25 protein-coding genes are annotated in these 25769 nt (G+C 57.1%); 20 read left to right on the top strand and 5 right to left on the bottom strand.

Annotated elements, in window-relative coordinates; genetic code table 11:
- Positions 1-13: 13 nt before the first annotated feature.
- Together dnaN and dnaA are read right to left on the bottom strand one after the other, a co-directional pair.
- The gene (dnaN, locus tag HBJ59_RS20795) at positions 14-1117 is read right to left on the bottom strand and encodes a DNA polymerase III subunit beta (RefSeq protein ID WP_003213582.1); all 1104 of its coding nucleotides are present in this window, start codon (positions 1115-1117) and stop codon (positions 14-16) included.
- 39 nt (positions 1118-1156) lie between these two features.
- Positions 1157-2677, bottom strand: coding sequence for a chromosomal replication initiator protein DnaA (gene dnaA, locus HBJ59_RS20790; protein ID WP_076013268.1), 1521 nt, complete (start codon positions 2675-2677; stop codon positions 1157-1159).
- A gap of 585 nt (positions 2678-3262) precedes the next feature.
- Here dnaA and rpmH point away from each other — a divergent pair.
- From rpmH to mnmE, 5 genes are all read left to right on the top strand, one after another.
- Positions 3263-3397: a 50S ribosomal protein L34 gene (rpmH, locus tag HBJ59_RS20785; RefSeq protein ID WP_003213577.1), complete on the top strand. Its 135-nt coding sequence runs from the start codon at positions 3263-3265 to the stop codon at positions 3395-3397.
- A gap of 16 nt (positions 3398-3413) precedes the next feature.
- Positions 3414-3818 (top strand): ribonuclease P protein component, encoded by a 405-nt coding sequence (rnpA, locus tag HBJ59_RS20780; RefSeq protein WP_010168490.1) that lies wholly within the window; start codon positions 3414-3416, stop codon positions 3816-3818.
- Entirely contained in the window at positions 3811-4056 is a 246-nt protein-coding gene (gene yidD, locus HBJ59_RS20775; protein ID WP_003213574.1) for a membrane protein insertion efficiency factor YidD, read from the top strand. Before rnpA ends, yidD begins: the two co-directional genes overlap by 8 nt.
- 2 nt (positions 4057-4058) lie before the next feature.
- Positions 4059-5741, top strand: coding sequence for a membrane protein insertase YidC (gene yidC, locus HBJ59_RS20770; RefSeq protein ID WP_010168487.1), 1683 nt, complete (start codon positions 4059-4061; stop codon positions 5739-5741).
- Positions 5742-5821: 80 nt separating this feature from the next.
- Positions 5822-7192, top strand: coding sequence for a tRNA uridine-5-carboxymethylaminomethyl(34) synthesis GTPase MnmE (gene mnmE / locus HBJ59_RS20765; RefSeq protein ID WP_167664608.1), 1371 nt, complete (start codon positions 5822-5824; stop codon positions 7190-7192).
- A 23-nt stretch (positions 7193-7215) separates the two neighbouring features.
- Here mnmE and HBJ59_RS20760 read toward each other — a convergent pair whose 3' ends face one another.
- The 3 genes from HBJ59_RS20760 to HBJ59_RS20750 form a co-directional block, all read right to left on the bottom strand.
- Complete coding sequence (locus HBJ59_RS20760) at positions 7216-9657, bottom strand: TonB-dependent siderophore receptor (protein WP_167664607.1); 2442 nt, start codon at positions 9655-9657, stop codon at positions 7216-7218.
- Between the two features lie 93 nt (positions 9658-9750).
- On the bottom strand, positions 9751-10695 hold the full coding sequence (locus HBJ59_RS20755; protein ID WP_076013264.1) for a FecR domain-containing protein: 945 nt from the start codon (positions 10693-10695) through the stop codon (positions 9751-9753).
- On the bottom strand, positions 10695-11201 hold the full coding sequence (locus tag HBJ59_RS20750) for a sigma-70 family RNA polymerase sigma factor (RefSeq protein ID WP_076013263.1): 507 nt from the start codon (positions 11199-11201) through the stop codon (positions 10695-10697). Before HBJ59_RS20750 ends, HBJ59_RS20755 begins: the two co-directional genes overlap by 1 nt.
- Positions 11202-11787: 586 nt before the next feature.
- Between HBJ59_RS20750 and mnmG the strand changes: the two genes are divergently transcribed.
- From mnmG to HBJ59_RS20675, 15 genes are all read left to right on the top strand, one after another.
- On the top strand, positions 11788-13680 hold the full coding sequence (gene mnmG / locus HBJ59_RS20745; protein ID WP_167664606.1) for a tRNA uridine-5-carboxymethylaminomethyl(34) synthesis enzyme MnmG: 1893 nt from the start codon (positions 11788-11790) through the stop codon (positions 13678-13680).
- The gene (gene rsmG, locus HBJ59_RS20740) at positions 13677-14321 is read left to right on the top strand and encodes a 16S rRNA (guanine(527)-N(7))-methyltransferase RsmG (RefSeq protein ID WP_167664605.1); all 645 of its coding nucleotides are present in this window, start codon (positions 13677-13679) and stop codon (positions 14319-14321) included. Before mnmG ends, rsmG begins: the two co-directional genes overlap by 4 nt.
- Positions 14322-14339: 18 nt before the next feature.
- Positions 14340-15137, top strand: coding sequence for a ParA family protein (locus tag HBJ59_RS20735; protein WP_017477894.1), 798 nt, complete (start codon positions 14340-14342; stop codon positions 15135-15137).
- Between the two features lie 9 nt (positions 15138-15146).
- Positions 15147-16019, top strand: coding sequence for a ParB/RepB/Spo0J family partition protein (locus HBJ59_RS20730; protein ID WP_003213558.1), 873 nt, complete (start codon positions 15147-15149; stop codon positions 16017-16019).
- 148 nt (positions 16020-16167) lie between these two features.
- Positions 16168-16575 (top strand): F0F1 ATP synthase subunit I, encoded by a 408-nt coding sequence (locus HBJ59_RS20725; RefSeq protein ID WP_010565865.1) that lies wholly within the window; start codon positions 16168-16170, stop codon positions 16573-16575.
- Between the two features lie 16 nt (positions 16576-16591).
- On the top strand, positions 16592-17461 hold the full coding sequence (gene atpB, locus HBJ59_RS20720; RefSeq protein ID WP_076013262.1) for a F0F1 ATP synthase subunit A: 870 nt from the start codon (positions 16592-16594) through the stop codon (positions 17459-17461).
- A gap of 132 nt (positions 17462-17593) precedes the next feature.
- A complete protein-coding gene (gene atpE / locus HBJ59_RS20715; RefSeq protein WP_002555987.1) occupies positions 17594-17851 on the top strand; it encodes a F0F1 ATP synthase subunit C in 258 nt (85 codons plus the stop codon).
- Positions 17852-17907: 56 nt separating this feature from the next.
- Complete coding sequence (locus HBJ59_RS20710) at positions 17908-18378, top strand: F0F1 ATP synthase subunit B (protein ID WP_008439543.1); 471 nt, start codon at positions 17908-17910, stop codon at positions 18376-18378.
- A 12-nt stretch (positions 18379-18390) separates the two neighbouring features.
- On the top strand, positions 18391-18927 hold the full coding sequence (locus HBJ59_RS20705; RefSeq protein WP_003213551.1) for a F0F1 ATP synthase subunit delta: 537 nt from the start codon (positions 18391-18393) through the stop codon (positions 18925-18927).
- 21 nt (positions 18928-18948) lie between these two features.
- The gene (gene atpA, locus HBJ59_RS20700; RefSeq protein ID WP_076013261.1) at positions 18949-20493 is read left to right on the top strand and encodes a F0F1 ATP synthase subunit alpha; all 1545 of its coding nucleotides are present in this window, start codon (positions 18949-18951) and stop codon (positions 20491-20493) included.
- Between the two features lie 50 nt (positions 20494-20543).
- Positions 20544-21404, top strand: coding sequence for a F0F1 ATP synthase subunit gamma (atpG, locus tag HBJ59_RS20695; RefSeq protein ID WP_076013260.1), 861 nt, complete (start codon positions 20544-20546; stop codon positions 21402-21404).
- A 27-nt stretch (positions 21405-21431) separates the two neighbouring features.
- Positions 21432-22811: a F0F1 ATP synthase subunit beta gene (gene atpD / locus HBJ59_RS20690; RefSeq protein WP_076013259.1), complete on the top strand. Its 1380-nt coding sequence runs from the start codon at positions 21432-21434 to the stop codon at positions 22809-22811.
- Positions 22812-22855: 44 nt separating this feature from the next.
- A complete protein-coding gene (locus HBJ59_RS20685; RefSeq protein ID WP_008439541.1) occupies positions 22856-23281 on the top strand; it encodes a F0F1 ATP synthase subunit epsilon in 426 nt (141 codons plus the stop codon).
- A gap of 115 nt (positions 23282-23396) precedes the next feature.
- Positions 23397-24764 carry a bifunctional UDP-N-acetylglucosamine diphosphorylase/glucosamine-1-phosphate N-acetyltransferase GlmU gene (gene glmU / locus HBJ59_RS20680; RefSeq protein WP_076013257.1) on the top strand — a complete coding sequence of 456 codons (1368 nt, stop codon included), beginning with the start codon at positions 23397-23399 and terminating at the stop codon, positions 24762-24764.
- A gap of 228 nt (positions 24765-24992) precedes the next feature.
- Positions 24993-25760, top strand: coding sequence for a DeoR/GlpR family DNA-binding transcription regulator (locus HBJ59_RS20675; RefSeq protein ID WP_076013256.1), 768 nt, complete (start codon positions 24993-24995; stop codon positions 25758-25760).
- Positions 25761-25769: the final 9 nt, after the last annotated feature.

Genomic DNA, 25769 nt, shown 5'->3' with positions numbered 1-25769 from the left:
CTGCTGAACATGATTACAGGCGCATCGGCATGACAACGTAAGCCGAGTCATCGTTGTCGGATTCTTGCACCAGGGCGCTACTGTTGGAGTCGGACAGGATCAGGCGAACCTGTTCGGTGGTCATCACACCCAGCACATCCAGCAAGTAGCTGACGTTGAAGCCGATTTCCAGGTTGCCGCCGTTGTAGTCGACGCCCACTTCTTCTTCCGCTTCTTCCTGCTCAGGGTTATTCGCCTGAATTTTCAGCTGGCCGTTGGCCAATTGCAGGCGAATACCGCGGTACTTCTCGTTGGAAAGAATGGCGGTACGGCTGAACGCTTCACGCAGGGCCTGACGATCACCGATCACCAGCTTGTCGCCGCCTTTAGGCAGGACACGCTCGTAATCCGGGAACTTGCCGTCAACCAGCTTGGATGTGAAGGTGAACTCGCCAGTGGTCGCACGGATGTGGTGCTGGCCCAGGACGATGCTGACATTGCCATCCGGCTCGGTCAGCAGGCGCGCGAGCTCCAGAATACCTTTACGCGGCACGATCACCTGGTGGCGATCCGGCTGACCGATATCGGCTTTCATCGAGCACATGGCCAGACGGTGACCGTCAGTGGCCACGGCGCGGATGATGCCTTCCGAGACTTCCAGCAACATGCCGTTCAGGTAATAACGCACGTCCTGCTGGGCCATGGCGAAGCTGGTGCGCTCGATCAAGCGACGCAGTCGGCTTTGCTCCAGGCTGCATGTCAGCGAGCCAGGACCTTCTTCCACGGTCGGGAAGTCGTTGGCTGGCAAGGTCGACAGGGTGAAACGGCTGCGACCGGCCTTGACGACCAGCTTCTGCTCATCAACCTTGATGTCGATCAGCGCGTCGTTGGGCAGGCTCTTGCAGATGTCCATCAGCTTGCGCGCCGGCACGGTGATCTCGCCAGGTTCGGCAGGTTCTTCGAGCTGGACACGACCAACCAGTTCGACTTCGAGGTCGGTACCGGTCAAGGACAATTGCTGGCCTTCGACAACCAGCAATACGTTGGAAAGCACCGGCAAGGTCTGTCGGCGCTCGACGACGCCTGCGACCAGTTGCAGGGGTTTCAACAGGGCTTCGCGTTGAATGGTGAAATGCATGGTCTAGTCCCTTGCCTTAATAAGCTGCGCTGGTGTTCATCAAGTAGTCAGTGTACGCAGCAGGTTCTTGTAGTCCTCGCGAATATCCGCGTCGGATTCCTTAAGTTCGTTGATCTTGCGGCACGCGTGCAAAACCGTAGTGTGGTCGCGACCGCCAAACACATCACCAATTTCCGGCAGGCTGTGGTTGGTCAGCTCTTTGGAGAGCGCCATCGCTACCTGACGGGGACGTGCCACCGAGCGCGAACGGCGCTTGGACAGCAGATCGGAAATCTTGATCTTGTAGTACTCGGCCACAGTACGCTGGATGTTATCCACACTCACCAGCTTGTCTTGCAACGCCAGCAGATCTTTCAGGGATTCGCGGATCAACTCGATGGTGATGTCGCGGCCCATGAAGTGCGAGTGAGCGATGACACGCTTGAGTGCGCCTTCCAGCTCACGCACGTTGGAACGAATGCGCTGGGCAATGAAGAACGCGGCGTCGTGAGGCAGGTCGACTTTAGCCTGGTCGGCCTTTTTCATCAGGATCGCGACGCGGGTTTCCAGTTCCGGCGGCTCTACCGCAACGGTCAGGCCCCAGCCGAAGCGCGACTTCAGGCGCTCTTCCAGGCCTTCGATTTCCTTCGGATAACGGTCACTGGTCAAGATGACCTGTTGGCCACCTTCGAGCAACGCGTTGAACGTGTGGAAAAACTCTTCCTGGGAACGTTCCTTGCGGGCGAAGAATTGAATGTCATCGATCAGCAAGGCATCAACGGAACGGTAGAACCGTTTGAACTCGTTGATTGCATTGAGCTGCAGCGCCTTGACCATGTCGGCCACGAAGCGCTCCGAGTGCAGGTACACGACCTTGGCATTCGGGTTCTTCTTTAATAGGTGGTTACCCACGGCGTGCATCAAGTGAGTTTTACCCAAGCCAACGCCACCATAAAGGAAGAGCGGGTTGTAACCGTGCTTGGGGTTGTCGGCGACCTGCCAGGCAGCCGCGCGGGCCAGCTGGTTGGATTTACCTTCGACAAAGTTCTCAAAGGTGAACGTGCGGTTCAGATAGCTGGTGTGCTTGAGCGCACCTTCGACCTGAACGGTGCGCTGTTCAGCACGAACCGGAGCCTGTTGTGAGCTGGCGCCGGCCATTGGGTCAAAGCTGTCGCGGGACGGCTCTTCATTTATAGGCGCGTTTTTCTGCGACGAGGATTTCGAAGGCGTCTGGGCAACCGATGCAGGCGAGTTATTAACAGGTGCCGCTGCGGCCTGAGCCTGCGAGGCGCTTGCTGCCAACGGTGCATTCGGCGCAGCACGAGGTACCGAGCTGCGTTTGCTGCCTATTAATAAGGAGAGCACCGGAGCAAGCCCGTTGCCATGTTCATCGAGCAATTCGAGAACGCGGCTCAGGTATTTCTCGTTGACCCAGTCGAGAACAAAACGATTAGGTGCGTAGACACGCAACTCGTCGCCTTCGGCTTCGACCTGTAGCGGACGGATCCAGGTGTTGAATTGCTGGGCAGGCAGCTCATCGCGCAAAAGCTCCACGCACTGCTGCCAAAGTTCCACTGACACGGATATCCCCTAAGTTGAAAGCCGGTGAGGCAAAAACAGCCGCCATTGTAGCGGCCAGCCGTCCACTTATCCACATGTAGCTTGCTCACAGGGCGCCAAGAATCAACGCCTTAACCGTAAAAAAGGCGACAAATGGTCTGTGCATAAGCTCTGTGGATAAGCGCCCCTAAGCCCGTTGTACAAGTGGGGTCGAAAGTCTGTGGGTAACTGGCCTGTGGATAAGTAGCCATTCCACACACAGCTTATCCGATAGCGCAGCACAGGCAGAGCACCGTTTCTCCCCCGTGTTGTCATTCTCTGTACACCACGTGGAATATGGCCTTAAGGCAGTTATCCACAGAAGATCGCCTCCCTAGCTTTTATAAGCTTTACAGAAAAGCTTTAAATAACTTCCTTCTTTATTTTTATATCTATGGCATTGCTCGTGAAAGACGAATCGCCCGGATTCGGTCCAGAGGCCTCCAGATATCTAATTAAAGGAAAAGCTGGTTGGAAATTGACCTAGAGGCTTGCTTTCTCTAGAATCGCCGGTCTCTTAAAACGGGGGCCATTCCGGCCCGTTGTGGACGAACCAGGTAACACGCCATGAAACGTACTTTCCAACCAAGCACCATCAAACGCGCCCGTACTCACGGCTTCCGTGCTCGCATGGCCACCAAGAACGGCCGTGCTGTCCTGTCGCGTCGCCGCGCCAAAGGTCGTGCGCGTCTGGCAGTTTGATAATCCGGTACTGGTGGTGAGTCAGGACTTCAGTCGGGAAAAGCGTCTGCTAACCCCCCGGCATTTCAAGGCAGTCTTTGACTCCCCCACCGGCAAGGTTCCGGGGAAAAATCTCCTGCTCCTTGCGCGTAACAACGATCTGGATCACCCCCGTCTCGGGTTGGTGATCGGCAAGAAGAGCGTAAAGCTCTCCGTTGAGCGCAATCGCCTCAAGCGTCTGATGCGCGAATCGTTTCGCCTCCACCAGGAGACTCTGGTTGGTTGGGATATTGTTATCGTCGCGCGCAAAGGCTTGGGGGACGTAGAAAACCCCGAATTGATTCAGCATTTCGGCAAGCTCTGGAAACGTTTGGCTCGTACCAACAAGCCAGCACCAGCTGTCAGCACCGAAACTGTAGGGGTAGACAGTACTGATGCGTAAACTGGCGCTCGTTCCGATCCAGTTTTACCGCTATGCCATTAGTCCCCTGATGGCAAACCACTGTCGTTTCTACCCCAGTTGTTCCTGCTACGCGTTGGAAGCCATAGAAAATCATGGCCTTCTGCGCGGTGGCTGGCTGACCTTTCGTCGTTTAGGTCGCTGTCATCCGTGGAATCCCGGTGGTTATGACCCGGTTCCGCCTATCCCTACCTCCCGTTCTTCTTCGATGGCCGAGTAATCATGGATATTAAACGCACGATCCTGATCGTCGCCCTGGCAATCGTGTCCTACTCTATGGTTCTTAAGTGGAACCAGGATTATGGCCAAGCTGCCCTGCCGACTCAGAATGTTGCTACCAATCAGTCGGCGCCGGCTATTCCGGATACGCCACTGGGTAACAATGCTGCCGCCAGTGCCGATGTACCCAGCGCGAATGCCGATACCAGCACCCCGGTAGAAACCCCGGTCGTCACCAATAAAGACCTCATCCATGTAAAAACGGATGTACTGGACTTGGCAATCGATCCACAGGGTGGTGATATCGCCCAGCTGAAATTGCCTCTGTATCCACGTCGCCAAGACCACCCGGATGTTCCGTTCCAGCTGTTCGATAACGGCGGCGAACGTGTATATCTGGCACAAAGTGGCCTGACCGGCACTGACGGTCCGGATGCTCGTGCTACCGGTCGTCCGGTTTATTCGACCGAACAGAAGACTTATCAACTGGCTGATGGCCAGAACCAGTTGAACGTTGACCTGAAATTCAGTCACGACGGCGTCAACTACATCAAGCGCTTCAGCTTCACCCGCGGTTTGTACGATCTGAAAGTCACTTATCTGATCGACAACGAAAGCGCCAAGCCGTGGACTGGCAACCTGTTTGCCCAGCTCAAGCGTGACAACAGCGCCGATCCTTCTTCCAGCACTGCCACCGGCACCGCGACTTACCTGGGCGCCGCCCTGTGGACAAGTAACGAGCCGTACAAAAAAGTGTCGATGAAAGATATCGACAAGGGCGCGCTGAAAGAAACCGTTCAAGGTGGCTGGGTCGCCTGGTTGCAACACTACTTCGTGACCGCATGGATCCCGAACAAGGGTGATGCCAACCTGGTTCAAACCCGCAAAGACAGCCAAGGCAACTACATCATTGGCTTCACTGGCCCGACGTTGACCGTCGCTCCGGGTGCCAAGGCTGAAGCCAGCGCTACGTTGTACGCCGGTCCGAAAAGCCAAGCTGTGCTGAAAGAGTTATCCCCAGGTCTGGAACTGACTGTGGATTACGGCATTCTGTGGTTCATTGCCCAGCCTATCTTCTGGCTGCTGCAACATATCCACAGCATCGTCGGCAACTGGGGCTTCTCGATCATCCTGCTGACCATGTTGATCAAGGGGATCTTCTTCCCACTGTCGGCTGCCAGCTACAAGTCGATGGCACGTATGCGTGCCGTGGCCCCGAAACTGGCCGCGCTGAAAGAACAACATGGCGATGACCGGCAGAAAATGTCGCAGGCCATGATGGAGCTGTACAAGAAAGAGAAGATCAACCCGCTGGGTGGATGCTTGCCGATTCTGGTGCAGATGCCGGTGTTCCTGTCGCTGTACTGGGTGCTCCTGGAAAGCGTGGAAATGCGCCAGGCTCCGTTCATGCTGTGGATAACTGACCTGTCGATCAAAGACCCGTTCTTTATCCTGCCGATCATCATGGGCGCGACCATGTTCATCCAGCAGCGTCTGAACCCGACTCCGCCGGACCCGATGCAGGCCAAGGTAATGAAAATGATGCCAATCATCTTCACCTTCTTCTTCCTGTGGTTCCCGGCTGGTCTGGTGCTGTACTGGGTGGTCAACAACTGCTTGTCGATCTCCCAACAGTGGTACATCACACGTAAAATCGAAGCGGCTACCAAAAAAGCCGAGGCGTAATTTACTCTGTGGATAACACCACTCAAGACGCCCCCTAGTGGGGCGTTTTGCTTTCCGTCACTTTTATCCGGGTACCCGCCATGAGCGCTCCTCGTGAAACCATCGCCGCTGTCGCCACCGCCCAAGGTCGTGGTGGCGTCGGTATCGTTCGTATTTCCGGGCCACTCGCCGGCGTGGCGGCCCTGGCCATCAGTGGACGGGAGCTGAAGCCGCGGTATGCGCATTACGGGCCGTTTTTAGGTGCTGATGAAGAGGTGCTGGATGAAGGTATTGCCCTTTATTTTCCGGGCCCGAACTCCTTTACCGGTGAAGACGTCCTGGAACTGCAAGGCCACGGTGGCCCGATCGTTCTGGACATGCTGCTGCAGCGTTGCCTGCAGTTGGGTTGCCGCCTGGCACGCCCGGGTGAATTCAGCGAACGCGCGTTCCTCAACGATAAACTCGACCTGGCCCAGGCCGAGGCGATTGCCGACCTGATTGAAGCCAGTTCTGCACAAGCCGCGCGCAATGCATTGCGCTCGTTGCAGGGCGCTTTTTCCCTGCGTGTGCATAACCTCACCGAGCAATTAATCAGCCTGCGTATCTACGTGGAGGCCGCAATTGATTTCCCGGAGGAAGAAATCGACTTCCTTGCCGATGGCCATGTCCTGGCGATGCTGGATAAAGTCCGTGACGAGTTATCCACAGTCCTGCGCGAAGCCGGGCAAGGTGCCTTGCTGCGTGACGGTATGACGGTGGTGATTGCCGGCCGACCCAACGCCGGCAAGTCGAGCCTGCTCAACGCTCTGGCGGGGCGAGAAGCGGCCATCGTTACCGAGATCGCCGGCACCACCCGGGATATCTTGCGCGAACATATCCACATCGATGGCATGCCACTGCATGTGGTGGACACGGCCGGGCTGCGTGACACCGATGACCAGGTGGAAAAGATCGGCGTGGAACGCGCTTTGAAGGCGATCACAGAGGCCGATCGTGTGCTGCTGGTAGTGGATGCCATCGCGCCAGAGGCAGCAGATCCGTTTGCGCTGTGGCCGGAATTTCTCGAACAACGGCCAGACCCGGCCAAGGTCACGCTGATTCGAAACAAGGCCGACCTGACGGGCGAGGCGATCGCCCTGGAAGTCAGTGAGGACGGCCACGTGACGATCAGCTTAAGTGCAAAGTCTGCGGGAGAGGGACTGGAACTGCTGCGCGATCATCTGAAAGCGTGCATGGGCTACGAGCAGACCTCGGAAAGCAGCTTCAGCGCTCGTCGCAGGCACCTGGAGGCGCTGCGGCATGCCAGCGCCGCCCTCGAGCATGGTCGCGCGCAGCTGACGCTGGCAGGAGCCGGTGAGCTGCTGGCTGAAGATTTACGTCAAGCGCAGCAGCTGTTGGGTGAGATCACCGGCGCATTCAGCTCCGATGATTTGTTGGGGCGGATTTTTTCAAGCTTCTGTATCGGGAAATAGCCGGGTTATCCACAGCTGGCACGTCACCAGTTGTAGGAAACTGTTCCGAGTAGCGTCCGGCTTTCACCCCAATAGCAGCGGCCCGCATCGTTGCAGCCGGACACATACTCCTTGTCGAACAGGTTCTTCGCGTTCACGTCCACCGACCAGTGCTTGTCAATCTGGTAACCGATGGCGGCATCCACCAACGTTACGCTTCCAGCATCCAGCTTCCCGTAAAGGGAAGGCGCGGTGTAAGCGAAAGTGCTGTCGAAGTAGCGCATGCCGCCGCCCACGGACAAGCCCTTGAGTTGGCCATCAAGAAAGCGGTACTTGCCCCAGACCGAAGCCTGATTACGTGGGACACCGGTCATTTGGTGACCTTCCACGAGCGACGTTGCCGAATCCTTGGTAATCCGAGCATCGGTGTAGGTGTAGGCCGCAGTCACGTTCAAATTGGGTGTGAGGTTGCTGTTGACCTCCACTTCCACGCCCTTGGCCCGGCTTTCGCCCACCTGGCGGTAGGTATTGGTAGTGGCGTCGAGGTACGTGTCGTCCTGCTTGCGCAAGTCATATACCGACAACGTCATCGCCGTGTCCCAGCCGATCGGCTCGTACTTGAGGCCTACTTCGTATTGACTGCTGGTGATCGGGTCCAGCGGTGTGCCGGCATTGGAGATCTGCTGTACCGGGACGAACGCGGTCGAGTAGCTGACATACGGCGTCAGGCCGTTGTCGAACTGGTACATGATCCCGCCCTGATAGGTGAATTTGCGGTCTTCAGAGCTGATATTGCCGGCCTTGGCCACCTTGTCGCGAAAATCACTGTCGACCCAGTCCTGGCGTCCGCCGAGCAAAAATAACCAGTGGTCATACTTGCTTTGGACCTGTGCATAAACACCTTTCATCTGCTGTTCGAGCAACGTGTTTTGCACCGCGAGAGGCGTCAATGGGTCCTTCAGGTACACCGGGTTATACACATTGATCGTGCCTGCAAATCCGGCATTCCAATCCTGGCTGAACGAGGTACGGTCATAGCTGGCACCAAACAGCACGGTATTTTCCAGGCCACCCACCTGCAATTTGCCTTCCAACTGGTTATCCAGCGAGTAGACCATCGATTTGTTGTAGCGATCGTAGGCATTCATGTTCAGCTGGGTGCCGAACCCCGCATTATTCAGGTTGCCTGGCCAGGTTTCATGGCGGGTGATTCGCGACTGCATGTAACGAGAGTTCTGCCGAAACTGCCAGTCATCGTTGAAGCTGTGGCTGAACTCGTAGCCGGTGCTCCAGGTTTCCCGTTCGAAGGTGTTCCAGTCCGGGTCGCCGAGCATGGTGTGCTTGGAGAGCTTCCCGTTGGGGTTGGTCAGTAACGTGCCGGCGGCAGGTAGGCCAAGTTCAAGATTAGTGTGGTCTTTCTGGTAGTTGGCCAGCAGCGTCAGGGTGTTGTAGTCGTCGAAATTGAGGGTAAGGGACGGTGCGATATACAGGCGGTCATCGGGAACGTGATCAGTCTGGGTGTCGGACTTTCTGCCGAGCATCACCACGCGTCCAAGAATATTGTCGTTGTCGTTCAACGGACCGGAGATATCCACACCCACCTGGCGGCGATTATTCGAACCGTAGGTCAGCTGAACTTCGCCTTGTGGTGTAGCTGTCGGGTGTTTACTCACCAGGTTGACCAGACCACCGGGTGCATTTTCGCCGTAGAGCAGGGAAGAAGGGCCACGGAATATTTCTACCCGTTCCAGCCCATAAGGTTCGCTGGTGGTGTCGTACCGGTTGCCTTGTACTCGCAAGCCATCGCGCAGCAGGCCGTAGCCATAATCCGTGGCGTTGAAGCCGCGAATGAAGAACAGGTCACCGGCCAGGCCGTCGCCCGCAGCGAAGGGAGGGGCAAAGATTCCCGGCACATAGCCCAGCACTTCGGTGAGCGTCTGGGATTTTTGATCCTTGATGCGCTGGCCGGTCACCACTGACACCGAGCGCGGAGTTTCCGACAACGGTGTGCTGGTCTTGGTACCGATTCGGCTGCTTTGCGCCTTGTAACCTACGTCCCCGGCAATCTCCTGATTGAAACCGGCCTGTTGATAAGTGCTGACAGTAGTCGGGGCCAACATGAGTTGTTCCCCGCTCGTGGCCGGCTGCAGCGCGTAGCTGCCGGGGCCTTGAGCCGCCGCCTGCAATCCCGAGTTCTGCAGCAATAACGCAAACCCTTGTTCCACCGAGTAGTCACCTTCCAGCCCAGGACTTTGCAAGCGCGCCGTCTGCTGCGGCGAGAATGACAAAATCACATTGGCCTTCGCCGCGAACTGGCTCAAGGCATTGTCGAGTGGCCCGGGGGCGATCACGTAATGTTGCACCGAGCTGGCAGCAATCGCCTGGGTGCATAACAAGGTGCTGGCAGTCGCTGCCGTGGTCAGCAGTAAGCTATATGTGATGCCGTGACAGGAGAGACGCTGGCGAAATTTTGTAGGAAGGCGCATGTGTGAGTAAGCCCTGAAGGTAGCATCGTGATTACCTGTAGGGCCGCGCCAGGTAAAAAAAAGATAACCCCTGCTGAGAGTATTTTTTCGGTATCAACCTGTAAGCGTGACGGCGACCCAGTAGCGGGTGAAATACTTCACCTGGATCGGCAATGTGACCTGCAGGTTGGCCAGTACGGCGTCGGTGGAATCCAGGCGGAAGGTGCCGGACACCCGCAGCCGGGCTGATGCAGCGTCGCACTGCATGACGCCCGGCCGATAGCGCGCGAGTTCGTCGATGACATCCCCCAGTCGCGCGTCCAGAACGATGAGTTGGCCGTCGACCCATGCGGCTTGGTTCCTGCGATAGATATGGCTGGGGCCTACGTCCAGCGTGCCGAAATCGGCAGTCTCACCGGGGCCGAGCAGTCGGCCATGACCCGGTTGGTCGACGGGTTGCACGCTGACCCGGTCATCCAACACGCCAACCCGGGTTGACCCCTGCAGTTGGCGAACAGTGAACCGCGTGCCCAGCGCTTGAACACGACCTTCACGGGTTTCGACATAAAACGGTGTGTGCCGCCCCGACTTGCCGGTGTGGATAAGTACTTCCCCCTCACGCAAACGGACCAGTCGCTGCTGCCCATCGAAAAGTACGTCGATCGCGGTATGGGTATTGAGGTCAATTTGAGTGCCGTCGGCCAGCTCGATTCGCCGTCGTTCGCCGACCTTGGTTCGATAGTCAGCCCAGAGGTTGCCCAGGGACGTGTGTTGTTGAACGTTCCATCCCAAGTACCCGGCGGCGCCGAGCATCAACATCAGCTTGAGCACTTGGCGCCGCTGTTGACTGGTCGAGAGCGCGCGACGGGTGAAATCCTTGGGTAGCGCACCGAGGCCACGTTGCAACTGTTCCATCTGGTTCCAGGCTGCCTGATGGGAAGGATCGCCGTTGAGCCATTGCTGCCAGGCACTGTGTTGCGCAGGTGTCGGTGGTTGCGATTGAAATTGCACGTACCAACTGGCGGCGGCTTCGAACGTCTTGCGATCCGGGGCGGCCATTACGCGCCCGCCATGATCAGGGCGCATTCTGTCAGGGCGCGGACCATATGTTTCTTGACGGTGGTCAGCGAGACCCGCAGCTGATTGGCGATCTGTTGATAAGTCAGGCCTTCGACCTGGGACAGCATGAAAATTCGCCGAGCCCGCTCACCCAGCCCATACAAGGCTTTATCCACAGCCACGAGGGTTTCAATGATGATCGCCTTGTCTTCTTCACTGATTGCGGTTGCTTCTGGCCGGTCTGCGAGGGTTTGCAGATAGGCTTGTTCAATGGCGCGGCGGCGATAGCGGTCAATCACCAGTCCCCTGGCAACAGTGGCCAGATAGTCCCTGGGCTCAAGGATCTGCGCCGCATTGCGGCCACCCAGAATCCGCACGAACGTATCGTGTGCCACATCGGCTGCATCGCAGGCGTTATGCAACTTTCCCTTGAGCCAGCTATGCAACCACGAATGGTGCTGCTCATAGATGTGCTGGACTGCAAGGGTATGCGGGGGAAGGGACATGAGAGGTGACGAGGTAGGTTAATGATAATAACTATTATTAACTGCCGTGACGCTTTCTCACAATAGGCCTGCCATCAACCCGTTTCACAAATGCAAACGAAGCGTTTCCTGCCTACCCGAAGATTCTTGGAGGCCGCCGTGTGCCTGAAATTTATCGAAATCCGTATTTTCTGTGGATTAAGCCCTGTGAATAACCGCCCCTGTGCCCGGTTGATAACCAGGCTAAAAACCTGAGTAAAAACCCCTCTGTGGATAACCACCTGTTTAATCCACAGGCTTAAAGCACTTATCCAAGGGCCTCCTTGGCACCTAACCACAGACTTTTGAATCTCTGTACATAACGTAAATAAAGGCCTGTATAGATCTATCCACAGAAACATGCCTCAGTAGAAATAAACATAAAAACAAAGATTTAATAAATTTCTCTCTTTTAATTTCTATTGTTCGTGATTCATCCACAGCTGGTTAAATTTTGTGCAAAGGGTTCTTTAGGAAGGTCGAAGTCCCTATACTTGCCGACTCGTTCGAAAACCTGATCTCGAACGCTCATTCCTAATTACCTACAGAAGCAGGCACGAGGTGCGTGGTGGATTTCCCTTCCCGTTTTGAAGTGATCGTCATCGGCGGCGGTCATGCCGGTACCGAGGCAGCACTGGCGTCAGCACGCATGGGGGCAAAAACCCTGTTGCTGACGCATAACGTGGAAACCCTCGGCGCCATGAGCTGCAACCCCGCAATTGGCGGGATTGGCAAAAGTCATCTGGTCAAGGAAATCGATGCCCTCGGCGGCGCGATGGCTATGGCTACCGACAAGGGTGGTATTCAATTTCGCGTATTGAACAGCCGCAAAGGCCCGGCCGTGCGAGCCACACGTGCTCAAGCCGACCGGATCCTGTACAAGGCCGCTGTCCGCGAAACCCTGGAAAACCAGCCGAACCTGTGGATATTTCAACAGGCAGCCGATGACCTGATCGTCGAACAAGACCAGGTACGCGGTGTTGTCACGCAAATGGGCCTGCGTTTCTTCGCAGAATCCGTGGTGCTGACCACCGGTACGTTCCTCGGCGGACTTATCCACATCGGTATGCAGAACTATTCCGGTGGTCGCGCCGGTGATCCACCGTCAATCGCCCTGGCTCAGCGCCTTCGCGAACTGCCACTGCGTGTTGGTCGCCTGAAAACCGGCACGCCACCGCGAATTGATGGCCGATCTGTGGATTTCTCGGTGATGACCGAGCAAGCCGGCGATACACCGATCCCGGTGATGTCGTTCATGGGCTCCAAGGAACAGCATCCGAAACAGGTCAGTTGCTGGATTACCCACACCAACGCCCGCACCCATGAAATCATTGCCGCGAACCTCGACCGTTCGCCGATGTATTCCGGGGTGATCGAAGGTATTGGCCCGCGCTACTGCCCGTCGATCGAAGACAAGATCCACCGCTTTGCCGACAAGGAAAGCCATCAGGTCTTTATCGAGCCGGAAGGTTTGACCACCCACGAGCTTTACCCGAACGGGATTTCCACTTCCTTGCCGTTCGATGTGCAAATCCAGATTGTGCAGTCGATCCGCGGTATGGAAAACGCCCACATCGTGCGGCCTGGTTACGCCATCGAGTACGACTACTTCGACCCGCGTGACCTGAAATACAGCCTGGAAACCAAGGTTATTGGCGGTTTGTTCTTCGCTGGCCAAATCAACGGCACCACCGGCTACGAAGAAGCCGGCGCCCAGGGTTTGCTGGCCGGAGCCAACGCTGCACTGCGTGCCCAGGGCAAAGACAGCTGGTGCCCGCGTCGCGATGAGGCGTACATCGGGGTGTTGGTCGACGACCTGATTACCCTCGGTACCCAGGAACCGTACCGGATGTTTACGTCCCGGGCCGAATACCGCCTGATCCTGCGGGAAGACAACGCCGACCTGCGCTTGACCGAAAAAGGTCGCGAGCTGGGTCTGGTCGACGATGTGCGTTGGGCTGCCTTCTGCAAAAAACGCGAAAGCATCGAGTTGGAAGAGCAACGCCTGAAAAGTACCTGGGTTCGCCCGGGCACCGAGGAAGGCGACGCGATTGCCGAAAAATTCGGCACGCCGCTGACCCACGAATACAACTTGCTGAACCTGCTGTCCCGTCCGGAAATCGACTACGCTGGGCTGATCTCGGTCACCGGCGGTGGCGCAGAAGATCCACAGGTCGCCGAACAGGTCGAAATCAAGACCAAGTACGCTGGTTACATTGACCGCCAGCAGGATGAAATCGCTCGCCTGCGGGCCAGTGAAGACACCAAGCTGCCTGTGGATATCGATTACACAAACATTTCCGGGCTGTCGAAAGAGATCCAAGGCAAGCTGGGGATAACTCGACCAGAGACCCTGGGCCAGGCGTCCCGTATCCCGGGCGTCACGCCGGCAGCCATTTCGCTGTTGATGATTCATTTGAAAAAACGCGGCGCGGGCCGTCAGTTGGAGCAAAGCGCTTGAGTTCGTTGGTCACCTCGCAACACGCCGAAGAGTTATCCACAGGTGCTCGCCAGCTTGGCGTCAACCTGACTGAAGCCCAGCACGAGTTGATGCTGGGCTATCTGGCCCTGTTGATCAAATGGAACAAGGCTTACAACCTCACTGCGGTGCGTGATCCAGACGAAATGGTCTCTCGCCACCTGCTCGACAGTCTGAGTGTGATGCCGTTTATCGAAAACGGCCGCTGGCTCGACGTTGGCAGCGGCGGCGGCATGCCCGGCATCCCGCTGGCGATCCTGTTTCCCGAGTCGCAAGTGACCTGCCTGGACAGCAACGGCAAGAAAACCCGCTTCCTGACCCAGGTCAAACTCGAACTCAAGCTGGATAACCTGCAAGTTATCCACAGTCGCGTCGAAGCCTTCACGCCTGAACAGCCTTTCAACGGAATTGTTTCCCGGGCGTTCAGCAGCATGGAGAATTTCAGTAACTGGACCCGCCACCTCGGCGACCGCGATACCCGTTGGCTGGCAATGAAGGGCGTTCATCCAAGCGACGAGCTGTTAGCATTGCCGGCAGACTTCCACCTCGATAGCGAACACGCCTTGGCCGTACCCGGTTGCCAAGGCCAACGCCATCTGCTGATACTGCGCCGCACGGCATGATTGGGAACACAAGCAAGAATGGCTAAGGTATTCGCGATAGCGAACCAGAAAGGTGGCGTGGGCAAAACCACCACCTGCATCAACCTCGCAGCATCCCTGGTCGCTACCAAGCGTCGGGTGCTGTTGATCGATCTCGATCCACAGGGCAACGCCACCATGGGTAGCGGTGTGGATAAACACGGCCTGGAAAACTCGGTCTACGACTTGCTGATTGGCGAGTGCGACCTGGCCCAGGCCATGCACTATTCCGAGCACGGTGGTTATCAACTGCTGCCGGCCAACCGCGATTTGACTGCGGCGGAAGTGGTGCTGCTGGAAATGCAGATGAAAGAAAGCCGTCTGCGCAGCGCCTTGGCGCCAATCCGCGAGAATTACGACTACATTTTGATCGACTGCCCACCGTCGCTGTCGATGCTGACGTTGAACGCACTGGTTGCCGCCGACGGGGTGATTATCCCCATGCAGTGCGAGTACTTCGCGCTCGAAGGCTTGAGCGACCTTGTGGATAACATCAAGCGTATTGCCGAGTTGCTCAACCCGAACCTGCAAATCGAAGGCCTGCTGCGGACCATGTATGACCCGCGCCTGAGCCTGATGAACGATGTGTCGGCGCAGCTCAAGGAACACTTCGGCGACCAGTTGTACGACACGGTGATTCCACGCAACATCCGCCTGGCCGAAGCGCCAAGCTATGGCATGCCCGCGCTGGCGTACGACAAATCATCCCGCGGCGCCATTGCCTACCTGGCTCTGGCCGGCGAGATGGTTCGTCGTCAACGCCGCAATTCACGCACCGCTGCAGCCCAGCCAACTTAAGGAATCCCCATGGCCGTCAAGAAACGAGGTCTCGGACGTGGACTGGATGCACTGCTGAGTGGTCCGACTGTCACGACCCTTGAAGAGCAAGCGGTGCAGGCCGACGAGCGTGAGCTGCAGCACCTGCCGCTGGACCTGATCCAGCGCGGCAAATACCAGCCGCGCCGGGACATGGACCCCCAGGCGCTGGAAGAATTGGCGAATTCGATCAAGGCCCAGGGCGTGATGCAGCCGATCGTGGTGCGCCCGATTGGTGCTGGCCGCTTTGAAATCATCGCCGGCGAACGCCGCTGGCGCGCCAGCCAACAGGCCGGCAAGGAAACCATCCCGGCGATGGTGCGTGATGTGCCGGATGAGACCGCCATCGCCATGGCGTTGATCGAGAACATCCAGCGTGAAGACCTCAATCCGATCGAGGAAGCGATCGCCCTGCAGCGTTTGCAGCAGGAATTCAAACTGACGCAGCAGGAAGTCGCGGATGCGGTGGGCAAGTCCCGCGTGACCGTGTCCAACCTGCTGCGGCTGATTGCGCTGCCAGAAGTCATCAAAACCATGCTTTCCCACGGCGACCTGGAAATGGGTCATGCCCGTGCCTTGCTCGGTTTGCCGGAAAATCAACAGGTTGAAGGGGCGCGACACGTTGTCGCACGAGGCCTCACCGTTCGTCAGACCGAAGCCCTGGTTCGCCAGTGGCTCAGTGGCAAACCTGCACCGGTAGAAACCGCCAAACCTGATCCGGATATTGCACGCCTGGAGCAGCGCCTGGCCGAGCGCCTAGGCTCTGCGGTGCAAATTCGCCACGGCAAGAAAGGTAAAGGGCAATTGGTCATCGGATATAACTCATTGGATGAGCTTCAGGGCGTCCTTGCCCACATCCGTTGAAACAATTGCTTATGTAGCGCGCAGTCGGAAATCACTACCCGGCAGTTGAATAGGGGCAGAACCGCCCCTATACTCTGCGCGCATTTTGTCGGCACAAATTATGCCAAGTTATTGATTTCCGGCAGCCGACCATTGAGGAGCAAGAGTGATGGAAACCCGCACGCCAAACACGTTGCCGTTCCATCGCTTGGCCGTTTTCCCGGTTTTATTGGCTCAATTTGTCATCCTGCTGATCGCCGCTTTGGCGCTTTGGTATTGGCATGGAGTCGTAGCCGGATACTCGGGACTCTGCGGAGGCCTGATAGCCTTGCTGCCCAATATGTATTTTGCTCACAGGGCCTTTCGGTTTTCCGGCGCCCGAGCAGCCCAAGCCATCGTCCGGTCTTTTTATGCCGGCGAGGCGGGGAAATTGATTTTGACGGCAGTGCTGTTTGCACTGACCTTTGCAGGTGTGAAGCCATTGGCGCCGCTGGCTGTATTCGGCGTCTTCGTGCTGACCCAACTGGTCAGCTGGTTCGCTCCCCTGCTAATGAAAACAAGACTTTCGAAACCTTAGGGCGTTTGAGGCAACCATGGCAGAAACAACCGCTTCGGGCTATATCCAGCACCACTTGCAGAACCTGACCTTCGGTCAGCTTCCCAACGGCGGCTGGGGCTTTGCCCACACCGCAGCAGAAGCCAAAGAAATGGGCTTCTGGGCATTCCACCTGGATACTCTGGGCTGGTCTGTCGCATTGGGTCTGATCTTCGTCCTGATTTTCCGCATGGCGGCAAAGAAGGCGACTTCCGGTCAGCCAGGTGCTTTGCAGAACTTCGTTGAAGTATTGGTCGAATTCGTCGATGGCAGCGTGAAAGACAGCTTCCATGGTCGTAGCGCGGTGATTGCACCGTTGGCACTGACCATCTTCGTCTGGGTGTTCCTGATGAACGCCGTCGACCTGATTCCGGTCGACTGGATTCCTCAGTTGGCCATGGCGATCTCCGGCGATCCGCACATTCCATTCCGTGCCGTATCGACCACTGACCCGAACGCTACCCTGGGCATGGCCCTGTCGGTGTTCGTGTTGATCATTTTCTACAGCATCAAGATCAAGGGCATCGGCGGCTTCATCGGCGAACTGACCCTGCACCCGTTCGGCAGCAAGAATATTTTCCTTCAAGCCCTGCTGATCCCGGTGAACTTCCTGCTGGAATTCGTGACCCTGATCGCCAAGCCGATTTCCCTGGCTCTGCGACTGTTCGGCAACATGTATGCCGGCGAGCTGGTGTTCATTCTGATCGCTGTGATGTTCGGCAGTGGTCTGCTCTGGCTTAGCGGCCTGGGCATTGTTCTGCAGTGGGCGTGGGCTGTGTTCCACATCCTGATCATCACCCTGCAGGCGTTTATCTTCATGATGCTGACCATCGTCTACCTGTCGATGGCGCACGAAGAGAACCATTAAGACCAGTCTCGACTAGTCTGATGTCCCTCCCGGTCAAACGGGAGGTAGCCCTGAAGGGCTATGAAACGATTTGTTTTACCGCTTTAAAATCTAAAAAACCTAAACCATACGACGTAAAAGTCGGGAGGAAAGATGGAAACTGTAGTTGGTCTAACCGCTATCGCTGTTGCACTGTTGATCGGCCTGGGCGCCCTGGGTACTGCCATTGGTTTCGGCCTGCTGGGCGGCAAGTTCCTGGAAGGCGCAGCGCGTCAGCCAGAAATGGTTCCAATGCTGCAAGTTAAAATGTTCATCGTCGCCGGCCTGCTCGACGCCGTGACCATGATCGGTGTTGGTATCGCTCTGTTCTTCACCTTCGCGAACCCCTTCGTTGGTCAACTCGCCGGTTAATCACTCGTTTTTTCGAGTGATTGGTGTGTTGTGCAACGAACGAGCGAGGTATTGGCGTGAACATTAATGCAACCATTATTGGTCAGTCCTTAGCGTTCTTGATTTTTGTAGTTTTCTGCATGAAGTTCGTATGGCCTCCGGTCATCGCGGCTTTGCACGAACGTCAGAAGAAGATCGCAGACGGACTGGACGCTGCCGCACGAGCAGCTCGCGACCTGGAGTTGGCCCAAGATAAAGCGGGTCAACAACTGCGCGAAGCGAAAGCTCAGGCAGCTGAAATCATTGAGCAAGCCAAGAAACGCGGTAACCAGATCGTTGAAGAGGCTGTTGAAAAAGCCCGTATCGACGCTGACCGTGTGAAGGTTCAGGCTCAAGCCGAGATCGAGCAGGAACTGAACGGTGTCAAAGATGCGCTGCGTGCCCAACTGGGTGCTCTGGCCGTCGGCGGTGCTGAGAAGATCCTGGGTGCCACAATCGATCAAAACGCGCACGCGGAGCTGGTAAACAAACTGGCTGCTGAAATTTAAGCGAGGGCGATCATGGCAGAATTGACCACGTTGGCCCGACCTTACGCTAAGGCAGCCTTCGAGCACGCCCAGGCCCACCAGCAGCTGGCCTCTTGGTCAGCCATGCTCGGCCTGGCTGCAGCAGTGTCGCAAGACGACACCATGCAGCGCGTGCTCAAGGCCCCGCGACTGACGAGCGCAGACAAGGCCGCCACGTTTATTGACGTGTGCGGCGACAAGTTTGATGTAAAAGTGCAGAACTTCATCCACGTCGTTGCCGAAAACGACCGTCTCCCGCTTCTGCCGGAGATCGCCGCTCTGTTTGACCTGTACAAGGCCGAACAAGAGAAATCGGTAGACGTTGAAGTGACCAGTGCTTTTGCATTGAACCAAGAACAGCAAGACAAACTCGCCAAGGTTCTCAGTGCACGACTCGACCGGGAAGTGCGCCTGCAAGTTGCGGAGGATGCCACCCTGATTGGTGGTGTCATCATTCGCGCCGGCGACCTGGTTATCGATGGCTCGATTCGCGGCAAACTCGCGAATCTTGCCGAAGCATTGAAATCTTGAGTTTGAAGGGGCAGCAGAGCAATGCAGCAACTCAATCCTTCCGAAATAAGTGAAATTATCAAGGGCCGCATCGACAAGCTCGATGTGACCTCCCAAGCCCGTAACGAAGGCACTGTCGTCAGCGTATCTGACGGCATCGTGCGGATTCACGGTCTGGCCGACGTAATGTACGGCGAGATGATCGAGTTTCCGGGCGGCGTCTTCGGTATGGCTCTCAACCTGGAGCAAGACTCTGTAGGTGCCGTTGTATTGGGCTCCTACCAGACTCTGGCTGAAGGCATGAGCGCCAAGTGCACAGGCCGCATCCTGGAGGTTCCGGTTGGTAAGGAACTGCTGGGTCGCGTTGTCGACGCACTGGGTAACCCAGTTGACGGCAAAGGTCCGCTGAACAACACCGAGACCGATGCGGTCGAGAAAGTTGCTCCAGGCGTGATCTGGCGTAAGTCGGTAGACCAGCCTGTACAGACTGGCTACAAGGCTGTCGATGCCATGATTCCTGTCGGCCGTGGCCAGCGTGAGCTGATCATCGGTGACCGTCAGATCGGTAAAACCGCTCTGGCGATCGACGCGATCATCAACCAGAAAGACAGCGGGATTTTCTGCGTCTACGTAGCAATCGGTCAGAAACAATCGACCATCGCCAACGTGGTTCGCAAGCTGGAAGAAAACGGCGCCTTGGCTAACACCATCGTCGTGGCCGCCAGTGCTTCCGAATCCGCTGCACTTCAGTTCCTGGCACCGTACTCCGGTTGCACCATGGGCGAATACTTCCGCGACCGCGGTGAAGACGCGCTGATCGTTTATGACGATCTGTCCAAGCAAGCAGTGGCTTACCGCCAGATTTCCCTGCTGCTGCGCCGTCCACCAGGCCGTGAAGCTTACCCAGGCGACGTGTTCTATCTCCACTCCCGTCTGCTGGAGCGCGCATCCCGCGTTTCGGAAGAATACGTAGAGAAGTTCACCAACGGCGCAGTGACCGGCAAAACCGGTTCCCTGACCGCACTGCCGATCATCGAAACCCAGGCTGGCGACGTTTCCGCGTTCGTTCCGACCAACGTGATTTCCATCACCGACGGTCAGATCTTCCTGGAATCGGCCATGTTCAACTCCGGGATCCGTCCTGCAGTGAACGCCGGTGTTTCGGTATCCCGTGTGGGTGGTGCCGCTCAGACCAAGATCATCAAGAAGCTCTCCGGTGGTATCCGTACCGCTCTGGCTCAGTACCGTGAACTGGCGGCATTCGCCCAGTTCGCTTCTGACCTGGACGAAGCGACCCGTAAGCAACTTGAGCATGGTCAGCGCGTTACCGAGCTGATGAAGCAGAAGCAATACGCACCAATGTCGATCGCTGACATGGCGCTGTCGCTGTATGCCGCTGAGCGTGGGTTCCTGACCGACGTTGAAATCACCAAGGTCGGCAGCTTCGAACAAGCGCTGATTGCTTACTTCAACCGCGATCACGCCGAATTGATGGCGAAGATCAACGTGAAGGGTGACTTCAATGACGACATCGACGCTGGCATCAAAGCCGGTATCGAGAAGTTCAAGGCCACCCAAACCTGGTAAGCCGCAGCGGGGGCCGCGAGGCTCCCGCTTGCTAACCTGATAGGTGTTACATGGCAGGCGCAAAAGAGATTCGCAGTAAGATTGCGAGCATCAAAAGCACGCAAAAGATCACCAGCGCCATGGAAAAAGTGGCGGTCAGCAAAATGCGCAAGGCACAAATGCGCATGGCTGCTAGCCGTCCCTACGCGGAGCGTATCCGCCAGGTTATTGGTCATCTGGCCAACGCCAACCCGGAATATCGCCACCCGTTCATGCTCGACCGTGAAGTTAAGCGCGTCGGTTATGTCGTGGTGAGCAGTGACCGTGGTTTGTGCGGTGGTTTGAATACCAACCTGTTCAAGGCCCTGGTCAAGGACATGGCGGTAAACCGCGAAAACGGCGTCGAGATCGATCTGTGTGTGGTCGGTAGCAAGGGTGCGGCCTTTTTCCGCAACTTCGGCGGTAACGTCGTTGCAGCTATCAGCCACCTGGGTGAAGAACCGTCGATCAATGATTTGATCGGCAGCGTCAAAGTGATGCTGGATGCATACCTGGAAGGCCGGATTGACCGCCTGTCCGTGGTATCCAACAAGTTCATCAACACCATGACGCAGCAGCCTACCGTGGAGCAGTTGATTCCATTGGTGGCGACCCCGGAACAAGAACTCAAGCACCACTGGGACTACCTCTACGAACCAGACGCCAAAGAGCTGCTTGACGGCTTGATGGTGCGCTACGTGGAGTCGCAGGTGTACCAGGCGGTGGTCGAGAACAACGCGGCTGAACAAGCTGCGCGGATGATCGCGATGAAGAACGCTACCGACAACGCCGGTGATTTGATCAGCGATTTGCAGCTGATCTACAACAAGGCGCGTCAGGCTGCGATCACCCAAGAGATCTCGGAAATCGTCGGCGGCGCTGCCGCGGTTTAACGGTTCAAATATTCAGAGGATCCAGCTATGAGTAGCGGACGTATCGTTCAAATCATCGGCGCCGTTATCGACGTGGAATTCCCACGCGACAGCGTACCGAGCATCTACAACGCTTTGAAAGTCAAAAGCGATGCAGGCACCACCCTGGAAGTTCAGCAGCAGCTGGGCGACGGCGTGGTTCGTACCATTGCAATGGGTTCCACCGAAGGCTTGAAGCGCGGTCTGGAAGTCACTGACTCTGGCGCCGCCATCTCCGTACCCGTCGGTAAAGCGACCCTGGGCCGGATCATGGACGTCCTCGGTAACCCGATCGACGAAGCCGGTCCAATCGAAACCGAAGAGCGCTGGGGCATTCACCGTCCTGCGCCTTCCTTCGCGGAACAGGCGGGCGGCAACGACCTGCTGGAAACCGGCATCAAGGTTATCGACCTGGTTTGCCCGTTCGCCAAGGGCGGTAAAGTCGGTCTGTTCGGTGGTGCCGGTGTAGGCAAAACCGTAAACATGATGGAACTGATCCGTAACATCGCCATCGAGCACAGCGGTTATTCCGTGTTCGCCGGTGTGGGTGAGCGTACTCGTGAGGGTAACGACTTCTACCACGAGATGAAGGATTCCAACGTTCTGGACAAAGTGGCACTGGTTTACGGTCAGATGAACGAGCCGCCGGGTAACCGTCTGCGCGTAGCACTGACCGGCCTGACCATGGCCGAGAAGTTCCGTGACGAAGGTAACGACGTTCTGCTGTTCGTCGACAACATCTATCGTTACACCCTGGCCGGTACTGAAGTATCCGCACTGCTGGGCCGTATGCCTTCCGCAGTAGGTTACCAGCCGACCCTGGCCGAAGAGATGGGTACTCTGCAAGAGCGTATCACTTCGACCAAAAACGGTTCGATCACCTCGATCCAAGCGGTATACGTACCTGCGGATGACTTGACTGACCCGTCGCCAGCGACCACGTTCGCCCACTTGGACGCCACCGTCGTACTGTCCCGTGACATCGCCTCCCTGGGTATCTACCCAGCGGTCGATCCACTGGACTCGACTTCGCGCCAGCTGGACCCGAACGTCATCGGCCAGGAACACTACGACACCGCTCGCGGCGTCCAGTACGTTCTGCAGCGTTACAAAGAACTGAAGGACATCATTGCGATCCTGGGTATGGACGAGCTGTCGGAAACCGACAAGCAGTTGGTATCCCGCGCTCGTAAGATCCAGCGCTTCTTGTCGCAGCCGTTCTTCGTGGCTGAAGTCTTCACCGGTGCCTCGGGTAAATACGTTTCCCTGAAAGACACCATTGCTGGCTTCAAAGGCATCCTCAACGGTGACTACGACCACCTGCCAGAACAAGCGTTCTACATGGTCGGCGGCATCGAAGAAGCGATCGAGAAAGCCAAGAAACTGTAATTCCGGCGCCCGGTAACGGGCGCTCATCAGGTTGAGGCAATCAGATGGCTATGACATTCCATTGCGATATCGTCAGCGCGGAAGGGGAAATCTTCTCCGGTCAGATCGAGAGTGTGATTGCACACGGCGAACTGGGCGACCTGGGTATTAACTTTGGCCACGCGCCATTGATTACATCCTTGAAGCCTGGTCCGATCACTCTGACCAAGCTGGGCGGGGAAAGGGAGGTGTTTTACATCTCTGGTGGTTTCCTAGAGGTTCAGCCGAACATGGTCAAGGTACTTGCCGACACCGTGCAACGTGCTGCTGACCTGGATGAAGCCTCCGCTCAGGAAGCCGTCAAGGCTGCCGAGAAGGCCCTGAACGAAAAAGGCGCAGATTTCGACTACGGTTCTGCTGCTGCACGTCTGGCCGAGGCCGCAGCTCAGCTGCGCACCGTCCAGCAGATCCGCAAGAAGTTTGGCGGCTAAGCCGTCAAGCCTCATGCGTGATTGATTAAAAAGGGTAGCCTCGGCTACCCTTTTTCTTTTTTTGCAAAACACTTCTTTGGTCTGAAGTCTGACCGCCCAGGATTGGTAGCCATTCATGTCTCTCGAAATCGTAATTCTTGCCGCAGGCCAGGGCACCCGTATGCGTTCGGCCCTGCCCAAGGTGCTGCACCCGGTTGCCGGCAATTCCATGCTTGGCCATGTTATCCACAGCGCCCGGCAGCTGGATCCACAGCGCATTCATGTTGTGATCGGCCACGGTGCCGATGTGGTGCGCGAGCGGTTGGCGGCGGATGACCTGAATTTCGTATTGCAGGACAAGCAATTGGGTACCGGCCATGCCACCGCGCAAGCCGTGCCGTTCATCAAGGCCGACACCGTGCTGATTCTCTACGGTGACGTGCCGTTGATCGAAGTGGAAACCTTGCAGCGCCTGCTCAAACACGTGGTGCCAGGCCAGATGGGCCTGCTCACCGTCGAGCTGGACGACCCCACCGGCTACGGCCGCATCGTGCGCAACGCTGACGGCAAGGTCGCTGCCATCGTCGAACATAAAGACGCCAGCGAAGCCCAACGCGCCATCACCGAAGGCAACACCGGCATCCTCGCGGTCCCGGCCGATCGCCTGGCTGACTGGATGAGCCGTCTGTCCAACAACAACGCGCAGGGCGAGTACTACCTGACCGACGTCATCGAGATGGCCGTCAGTGATGGCCTGGTGGTCGCCACCGAGCAGCCCCACGACCCAATGGAAGTGCAGGGCGCCAACGACCGCAAGCAACTGGCGGAGCTGGAGCGTCACTACCAACTGCGTGAAGGTCGTCGCCTGATGGCGCTGGGCGTGACGCTGCGTGATCCGGCACGTTTCGATGTGCGGGGCGATGTCACCGTAGGCCGCGATGTGCTGATCGATATCAACGTGATCCTCGAAGGCCGCGTGGTCATTGAAGACGACGTGGTGATCGGCCCGAATTGTGTGATCAAGGACAGCACCCTGCGCAAAGGCGTGGTGATCAAGGCCAACAGCCATATCGACGGTGCGGTGATGGGCGAGGGCAGCGATGCTGGTCCGTTCGCGCGGTTGCGTCCGGGCAGTGTGCTGGGTGCCAGGGCTCATGTGGGTAACTTTGTAGAACTGAAAAACGCACAGATGGGCGATGACGCCAAGGCAGGGCACCTGGCCTACCTCGGTGATGCTGTGATTGGTGCCCGCAGCAATATCGGCGCTGGCGCCATCACTTGTAATTACGACGGCGCCAACAAGTACCAGACGACTATTGGAGAAGACGTATTTATCGGCTCCAACAACTCGTTGATTGCACCCGTCACCATTGGTGATGGCTCGAACACAGCCGCAGGCTCAACTATCAACCAGGATGTGGATAAGTCCCAACTGGCTGTAGCCCGCGCCCGTCAGCGCAACATCGACGGTTGGAAGCGCCCGGTCAAAATCAAGAAGACCTGAGTTATCCACAACCGCGAAACACTGTAGTGCCCATGTGGGAGCGGGCTTGCTCGCGAAGGCTGTCTTTCAGTTAATACATGTGCTGACTGACAAACCGTCTTCGCGAGCAAGCCCGCTCCCACATTTTTATCTGTGTCGATTCAAAAAACTCAGTCGCATGCTTGACCATTTTGAGTGAATAGGTTTTGATTGCCTTCGTTATCTTTCGAAACGAAACTTATCATCACCATGTCGAAACGAAATACACCCCAACGTCGCCACAACATCCTTGCCCTGCTCACCGAGCAAGGCGAAGTCAGTGTGGACGAATTGGCCAAGCGTTTCGAAACCTCGGAAGTGACCATCCGCAAGGACCTGGCCGCCCTCGAAAGTAACGGCCTGTTGCTGCGTCGCTACGGCGGCGCCATCACCATGCCCCAGGAACTGGTCGGCGACCCGGCCCAGCCCATTTCGGCCTACAAGCGCGCCATCGCCCGTGCGGCCGTCAGGCGTTTGCGGGAACACGCACGCATCATCATCGACAGCGGCAGTACCACCGCCGCCATGATCCCCGAACTGGGCCACCAGCCCGGCCTGGTGGTGATGACCAACTCCCTGCACGTGGCCAGCGCCTTGAGCGACCTGGAGCATGAGCCGGTGCTGTTGATGACCGGCGGCACCTGGGACCCGCATTCGGACTCGTTCCAGGGCCAGGTTGCCGAGCAAGTGCTGCGTTCCTACGATTTCGACCAGCTCTTTATCGGTGCCGATGGCATCGACTTGGAGCGCGGCACCACCACCTTCAACGAATTGCTGGGACTGAGCCGCGTCATGGCCGAGGTCGCCCGCGAAGTGGTGGTGATGGTCGAGTCCGACAAGATTGGCCGCAAAATCCCCAACCTGGAACTGCCCTGGGGCAGCGTCCATACCCTTATTACCGATGATCGCCTGCCGCTTGAGGCCCGCGACCAGATTCAAGCCCGCGGTATCACGCTGATTTGCGCGGCAGTCATCTAGGAGAGAAAC

Origin of the sequence: Pseudomonas sp. AN3A02 (genome assembly GCF_011765255.1) — a bacterium.
GTDB lineage: Bacteria > Pseudomonadota > Gammaproteobacteria > Pseudomonadales > Pseudomonadaceae > Aquipseudomonas.
The sequence above is the reverse complement of the archived record's forward strand: the minus strand, read 5'-3'. Positions and strand labels throughout refer to the sequence as shown.

Bases quoted from the DNA above. Each gene is read 5' to 3' on its own strand.
- dnaN (WP_003213582.1), bottom strand. From the start codon at position 1,117: ATGCATTTCACCATTCAACGCGAAGCCCTGTTGAAACCCCTGCAACTG.
- rpmH (WP_003213577.1), top strand. From the start codon at position 3,263: ATGAAACGTACTTTCCAACCAAGCACCATCAAACGCGCCCGTACTCAC.
- yidD (WP_003213574.1), top strand. From the start codon at position 3,811: ATGCGTAAACTGGCGCTCGTTCCGATCCAGTTTTACCGCTATGCCATT.
- yidC (WP_010168487.1), top strand. From the start codon at position 4,059: ATGGATATTAAACGCACGATCCTGATCGTCGCCCTGGCAATCGTGTCC.
- mnmE (WP_167664608.1), top strand. From the start codon at position 5,822: ATGAGCGCTCCTCGTGAAACCATCGCCGCTGTCGCCACCGCCCAAGGT.
- HBJ59_RS20760 (WP_167664607.1), bottom strand. From the start codon at position 9,657: ATGCGCCTTCCTACAAAATTTCGCCAGCGTCTCTCCTGTCACGGCATC.
- HBJ59_RS20755 (WP_076013264.1), bottom strand. From the start codon at position 10,695: ATGGCCGCCCCGGATCGCAAGACGTTCGAAGCCGCCGCCAGTTGGTAC.
- HBJ59_RS20750 (WP_076013263.1), bottom strand. From the start codon at position 11,201: ATGTCCCTTCCCCCGCATACCCTTGCAGTCCAGCACATCTATGAGCAG.
- HBJ59_RS20735 (WP_017477894.1), top strand. From the start codon at position 14,340: ATGGCTAAGGTATTCGCGATAGCGAACCAGAAAGGTGGCGTGGGCAAA.
- HBJ59_RS20730 (WP_003213558.1), top strand. From the start codon at position 15,147: ATGGCCGTCAAGAAACGAGGTCTCGGACGTGGACTGGATGCACTGCTG.
- HBJ59_RS20725 (WP_010565865.1), top strand. From the start codon at position 16,168: ATGGAAACCCGCACGCCAAACACGTTGCCGTTCCATCGCTTGGCCGTT.
- atpB (WP_076013262.1), top strand. From the start codon at position 16,592: ATGGCAGAAACAACCGCTTCGGGCTATATCCAGCACCACTTGCAGAAC.
- atpE (WP_002555987.1), top strand. From the start codon at position 17,594: ATGGAAACTGTAGTTGGTCTAACCGCTATCGCTGTTGCACTGTTGATC.
- HBJ59_RS20705 (WP_003213551.1), top strand. From the start codon at position 18,391: ATGGCAGAATTGACCACGTTGGCCCGACCTTACGCTAAGGCAGCCTTC.
- atpA (WP_076013261.1), top strand. From the start codon at position 18,949: ATGCAGCAACTCAATCCTTCCGAAATAAGTGAAATTATCAAGGGCCGC.
- atpG (WP_076013260.1), top strand. From the start codon at position 20,544: ATGGCAGGCGCAAAAGAGATTCGCAGTAAGATTGCGAGCATCAAAAGC.
- atpD (WP_076013259.1), top strand. From the start codon at position 21,432: ATGAGTAGCGGACGTATCGTTCAAATCATCGGCGCCGTTATCGACGTG.
- HBJ59_RS20685 (WP_008439541.1), top strand. From the start codon at position 22,856: ATGGCTATGACATTCCATTGCGATATCGTCAGCGCGGAAGGGGAAATC.
- glmU (WP_076013257.1), top strand. From the start codon at position 23,397: ATGTCTCTCGAAATCGTAATTCTTGCCGCAGGCCAGGGCACCCGTATG.
- HBJ59_RS20675 (WP_076013256.1), top strand. From the start codon at position 24,993: ATGTCGAAACGAAATACACCCCAACGTCGCCACAACATCCTTGCCCTG.